Genomic DNA, 5,469 nt, shown 5'->3' on the forward strand with positions numbered 1-5,469 from the left:
CACAACGTTTCGTCAATTTCAGCAAAAATAGGGACGGCACCGGCCATAAACACGGCTTCAACAGAGGCTACGAAGGTAAATGGAGGAACAATGACTTCATCGCCAGCACCAATGCCCGCTGCTGCCATTGCAGTTTGTAATGCAGCAGTACCGCTTAATACTAAATGAGCGTGTTTCACGTTCATTTTTTCGCAAAGTAGTTGCTCCATGTCGCGGGTTTTCCAGCGATCATTACGCATATGGTCGAAGTTATAACGGAAGGTAAAACCGTTCTCCATTACGTCAGCAACTTCCTGCTTTTCTTCAGGACCAAATAATTCAAAACCAGGCATGGAAATAATCTCCTAAAAATTCTGCGCATAGTAGCGCTAAATAAACTGGATGATTATAACGTTCTTCAGTGGTGGTTCGCGACTTTTATTGCATATTATTATTAACAATAAACAAAGGCCTGCTAAATAACAGGCCTAATAAAAGAGTCAAGGTGTATAGGACAAATGTTTATGCGAAATTTCGACCATGAAGACGGTCTATCGTCACGTCTAAATCTGTCAGTAATCCGTTATTAATGCCGTAAATCCAACCATGAATTGCCACATCTTGACCGCGATCCCACGCTTCTTGGACTATGTTAGTCGACACTACATTTGATACTTGTTCTATTACATTAAGTTCACAAAGACGATCAAAGCGTTTTTGATCTGTCATAGGTTCAAGTTCTGCACAATGAAAACGATGAATATCACGCAAATGTCCAAGCCAGTTATCTATCAGACCCAATCGATCTTGATTCATTGCGGCACGCACACCACCGCAACCATAATGACCAACGACCATAATATGTTTTACTTTCAGCACATCGACAGCATATTGCAGCACAGATAAACAATTTAAATCAGTATGTATGACCATATTAGCGATATTACGGTGAACGAATACTTCACCAGGTAATAAGTCGATAATTTGATTCGAAGGTACTCGACTGTCGGAACAACCAATCCACAGATACTCAGGATTCTGTTGTTTTGCTAATTTTTCGAAAAAGGTCGGATCTTCTTTGCTGATCCGTTCAGCCCAACGGCGATTATTATCAAATAATGGTTTAAGAAGTTTCATTGGTGCTCGAATTAGGTCGTTTTTTACCAGTAAGGTATTACAGGCAATATGTCATTTTGTAATGAGTATATCAGCAATGTCAGTGTATCTGGTCTATCCATTGAGGTGATTAATTAAAATTAACTTTACTTAAAAAATCAATAAGATGCTGATTAAAAATGGCTGTCTTTTCAATGTTAGCTAAGTGGCCAGCTTGTTCTATGTGCAATAATTGGCTGCCATCAATACAGTCATGCATTAAATAACTTTCAAGTGCAGTACGCAAATAACCACTTAATCCTGCCACCACTAATGTTGGTAATGTTAATAACTCGACAGATTCGAGTGTGTCACGTTTAAATATGACCATATTTGCAAATTTAAGTAACACAGTAATTTGTTCGCTTGAGTAAGATGTTAATCCAGCACTAAACTGTTCAACCATGGTTGCCAGATTAGAGTCTTGGCTGACCAATTCGTCAATGTCTTTGCTGAAAAATAATGTGCTAATAGTTTGTGCTAGCTCAGATGATATTGCTTTCTCGTTGGCCACTTGAGCCATTAATCCCTGGTATTTAACGCAATTAACTTGCGGTTCAAATCCCACAAAACTGTTTAGCATCACCAAGCCATTAATCCGAGTTGGAGAGTGCAATATAAGCTCTGCCGCAATAGCACCACCACTACCATGGCCTACTATGACGGCCGACTTGATTTCAAGCCTATCCATTAGCGTTAATACGTGTTGGGCAACATCTTGTAGATTTTGAACGGATTCAGGGATAGTAGTTGTTTGGCCATGGCCCCAAAAATCGATGGCGATACATCGATACTGTGATGACAATAGATCAATTTGCGATTGCCACATCATGCTATTGGTGAGTAAGCCATGACAAAAGATAACAACAGGTCCGTGTCCTTCATCCAAGTAATACAGTGGTTGATTATCAATTTTTATGTGATGCATTAAAGTGGACATAATTGACTCATTCAAAAAGGGAAACGCGCGCAGACACTAAGCCGGAGAGGGCGCAACAAAGAAAACATAATGATTAACTAACTTTATTAGCCGTTCAAGTAGGTCTGATTTTAACGATATTTCTGTCGCAGACAACACTTTTGCTAATTCATCTACGCTAAATTGTGCCAACAACTCATTAGCGACAGGAAAATAGCTCATATGCCATGGTTCCGGGCTAACGCCACTTAAACCAGGCTGATACGGGAAATAAAATCCAAACTCAGCAGCATGCGAGATAAGCCATTGATGTAATGGAGCACAAGGGCCATCGGCGGTATATTCTGCAGTGATTAACTGCAGTGCTTGTTTGCTAATGTTATTCGCATCATATATATCGAAATCGGTGCCCCAATGATGCCGAGATGCGCCAGGGAGTGCAGACCATATCAAAATGGTATCAATCAGTTGTTGGGGCGTGAGTGAAGTAAACTCAACTGGATTTGAGTGTTGGTCGAGTAATTGACGTTGGCCAGTGGCTTTGGCGTTCCAAATACTTAATTGACGATCAAATGGTCGATATGCCGAACATATTTGTACATCAAACCCCGCAGCAGATGCCGCGTTCTGCAACTGCTGAAATGCAGTTGCAGTGCGTTGTTCAAGTAAAAACTGCCCGAATGAAACTAAATGACGATCGTCTAAACCGTATAGCTTAGCTTGCTCGCCAGGGATATCAATCGAAGAAAACTGTAAGCTTATTTGCACAATAACTTTTCCAAAATACGTTCATAGCAATTGGCTAATATCTCTAAGTCGGCGACGTTGACGCATTCATTTACTTTATGAATAGTCGCGTTGACGGGGCCTAATTCCAACACTTGTGCACCAGTTGGCGCGATAAAGCGTCCATCTGAGGTTCCACCTGAAGTTTGTGGGTCGGTTTCATAACCTGTAACTTCGCGAATCGCTTCCCGTGTGGCATCAAGCAGTGGACCGTCACCCGTTAAGAACGGTAAACCATTAAAAATCCAGTTGATATCATAATCTAAGCCATGGGCGTCAAGAATACTTACTACTCGCGTGATCAATTCTTCTGCTGTCACTTCTGTAGAGTAACGAAAGTTAAACATCACGGTTAATTCACCGGGAATAACATTCGATGCGCCAGTACCGCCATTAATGTTAGCAATTTGGAAACTGGTAGGTGGGAAAAACTCGTTACCATTATCCCAATGCATTTGCGCCAGCTCAGTCAACGCGGGAACTGCTTTATGAATGGGGTTGTCGGCTAAATGTGGATAGGCAACATGGCCCTGAATACCATTAACAGTTAAGTTGCCAGTTAAGCTGCCACGACGACCATTTTTGACGACATCACCCAATTTATGAGTTGAAGAAGGTTCGCCAACCAGGGCCCATGTCATTTTTTCATTACGAGCTTCGAGCGTATCAATAACCCGAGTGGTACCGTTAATAAAAGGACCTTCTTCATCACTAGTAATTAAATAAGCAATAGATCCATTGTGGTCTGGATGTTTATCAATAAATCGTTCAGTTGCGACTATCATCGCGGCTAACGATCCTTTCATGTCTGCCGCGCCGCGACCATGTAAATAGTTATCAATAATGGTCGGTTCAAACGGAGGAGTATGCCAGCGGTTAAGGTCGCCTGTAGGGACGACATCAGTATGGCCTGCAAAACAGAAAACCGGATCACTGTTACCTCTTCTTGCCCAAAGGTTAGTCGTGTCTTCAAAAACCATCGGTTCAATATTAAAACCAATGGCGGCAAGGCGGTTAGCCATTAATGTTTGGCAGCCTTCATCCAGCGGTGTTACCGATGGACGTGAGATAAGATCTTTTGCTAATTCAACTACATCATTATTCATTATGTTAACCACGCTTGGTATTGAGCTACGTTAAAACCAACCAGTAATTTATCGTCGTTGACAAGGACCGGGCGCTTAATTAACGTTGGATGTTGCACCATTAATGCTATGGCTTTGTCTTGAGTAATATCCGTTTTTTCAGCATCAGTCAAACCACGAAAACTGGTGCTGCGTTTGTTAAATAAGGTTTCCCAACCGACAACATCAGCCCACTGAGTAACCATGGCTTCATTTAGGCCATCTTCACGGAAGTCGTGAAACGTGTAATCAATTTTTTCGGCTTCAAGCCATTTGCGCGCTTTACGAACTGTATCGCAATTTTTTATGCCGTATAAAGTCAAAAGAATACTCCATTAATGTCGATAGGGTTGTCATGTAAGTCTTGGCTTTTTAGATAAGCCTGAAAAAGTGCCTTATGTAAAAGGGATATCATTGAATGCATTTAACAACATTGTGGCATTGTGAAGCGGCTTGAACAAGCCGAAGACGGTGTTTTGAAAAGATTTCATAATATGCAACCTACGCTCACTTAAGCTGAAGGTTGCATATTATTGTGGCGCGATTGTTTACGACAACCATTGAATAGGGTTGTTAAATAGATAGAGTCAAATGATGTTACATTTGCACCGTAAAAATAATATCTTTACCAGCAACAACGCTGCCTTGAGCCTTATCTAATTGTTTAACGTCTTCCATATTTGCCAGCACTACCGGAGTCAGTAAACTGTCGACTTTGCCGCGTAAATAGGCCAGGTCGAAAGATAAAATCGGTTCACCGGCTTTAACTTGCTGACCTTCCTCGGCCAAACGTTTAAAACCATTGCCTCTGAGTTCAACAGTACCAACCCCAAAATGCACAAACAGTTCAAGTCCTTGTGGCGATTCGATGCTAAATGCATGATTAGTTTCAAAAATCTTGCCTATGGTGCCATCTATCGGGGCGGCAATGAATTCGCCCTTAGGGTCGATAGCAATGCCATCTCCAACAATTTTTTCAGCAAATACCACGTCGGGTACTTTTTCTATTGCAACAATATCACCAGATACGGGTGCATAAATGGCAATACCACCTGTTAATGGTGGTTGGCCAGAAATAAGTCGTCTAATACGGCTTAAAAATCCCATAAGAAAAAGCCCCTTTTTATTAATATTTTTATGCGGTTAATTGTAAACGGCTCTGCCAACTTTACCAACTTTATTCGCTTGATTAATCGCAATCAAGTGCAAAAGCGATAATGGCTGTACGTATATCAGTTATTCGAGTCAACAAAGTAATATGTTGAGCATGAGCAACAAATTTTGTGTAAGTTCCCTTAATCAATGCCACTTTTACGTCTAATAAATTAGCTGGATTGATGCTCAACTCATCCAGTCCTAGCCCGACGAGTAAAGGTAAAACGTGCGGGTCGCTGCCAAGTTCACCACATAAAGATACCTTAACATTTGCCTGTTTACAGTGATTTATAGTCATAAAAATTAACTGAATAACAGCAGGTGATAAAGGTGGATACTGTTTGGCTAAAT

At 41.2% G+C, this 5,469-nt stretch carries 7 protein-coding genes and 1 pseudogene; all 8 read right to left on the reverse strand.

Annotated features, from left to right (window positions below):
- A pseudogene (gene kdnA / locus H5202_RS17365) lies at nucleotides 1-332 on the reverse strand (8-amino-3,8-dideoxy-alpha-D-manno-octulosonate transaminase KdnA); the annotation flags it as partial.
- Between the two features lie 169 nt (nucleotides 333-501).
- The gene (gene can / locus H5202_RS17370) at nucleotides 502-1,116 is read right to left on the reverse strand and encodes a carbonate dehydratase (RefSeq protein ID WP_182773186.1); all 615 of its coding nucleotides are present in this window, start codon (nucleotides 1,114-1,116) and stop codon (nucleotides 502-504) included.
- 109 nt (nucleotides 1,117-1,225) lie between these two features.
- The gene (locus tag H5202_RS17375) at nucleotides 1,226-2,074 is read right to left on the reverse strand and encodes an alpha/beta fold hydrolase (RefSeq protein ID WP_182773187.1); all 849 of its coding nucleotides are present in this window, start codon (nucleotides 2,072-2,074) and stop codon (nucleotides 1,226-1,228) included.
- A gap of 36 nt (nucleotides 2,075-2,110) precedes the next feature.
- Entirely contained in the window at nucleotides 2,111-2,821 is a 711-nt protein-coding gene (locus tag H5202_RS17380) for a D-alanyl-D-alanine carboxypeptidase family protein (RefSeq protein WP_182773188.1), read from the reverse strand.
- Nucleotides 2,812-3,945, reverse strand: a complete 1,134-nt coding sequence (dapE, locus tag H5202_RS17385; RefSeq protein ID WP_182773189.1) for a succinyl-diaminopimelate desuccinylase — start codon at nucleotides 3,943-3,945, stop codon at nucleotides 2,812-2,814. The genes H5202_RS17380 and dapE overlap by 10 nt, the downstream gene beginning before the upstream one ends.
- On the reverse strand, nucleotides 3,945-4,286 hold the full coding sequence (locus H5202_RS17390; RefSeq protein ID WP_182773190.1) for an ArsC family reductase: 342 nt from the start codon (nucleotides 4,284-4,286) through the stop codon (nucleotides 3,945-3,947). Before H5202_RS17390 ends, dapE begins: the two co-directional genes overlap by 1 nt.
- 274 nt (nucleotides 4,287-4,560) lie before the next feature.
- The gene (crr, locus tag H5202_RS17395; protein ID WP_182773191.1) at nucleotides 4,561-5,070 is read right to left on the reverse strand and encodes a PTS glucose transporter subunit IIA; all 510 of its coding nucleotides are present in this window, start codon (nucleotides 5,068-5,070) and stop codon (nucleotides 4,561-4,563) included.
- Nucleotides 5,071-5,152: 82 nt separating this feature from the next.
- On the reverse strand, nucleotides 5,153-5,469 hold a 317-nt coding region (locus tag H5202_RS17400; protein ID WP_336244808.1), incomplete at its 5' end, for a putative PEP-binding protein.

The sequence above is a fragment of the Shewanella sp. SG41-4 genome, assembly GCF_014164505.1.
GTDB lineage: Bacteria > Pseudomonadota > Gammaproteobacteria > Enterobacterales > Shewanellaceae > Shewanella.

Coding starts and splice junctions, on each gene's coding strand:
- can (WP_182773186.1), bottom strand. CDS start 1,116: ATGAAACTTCTTAAACCATTATTTGATAATAATCGCCGTTGGGCTGAA.
- H5202_RS17375 (WP_182773187.1), bottom strand. CDS start 2,074: ATGTCCACTTTAATGCATCACATAAAAATTGATAATCAACCACTGTAT.
- dapE (WP_182773189.1), bottom strand. CDS start 3,945: ATGAATAATGATGTAGTTGAATTAGCAAAAGATCTTATCTCACGTCCA.
- crr (WP_182773191.1), bottom strand. CDS start 5,070: ATGGGATTTTTAAGCCGTATTAGACGACTTATTTCTGGCCAACCACCA.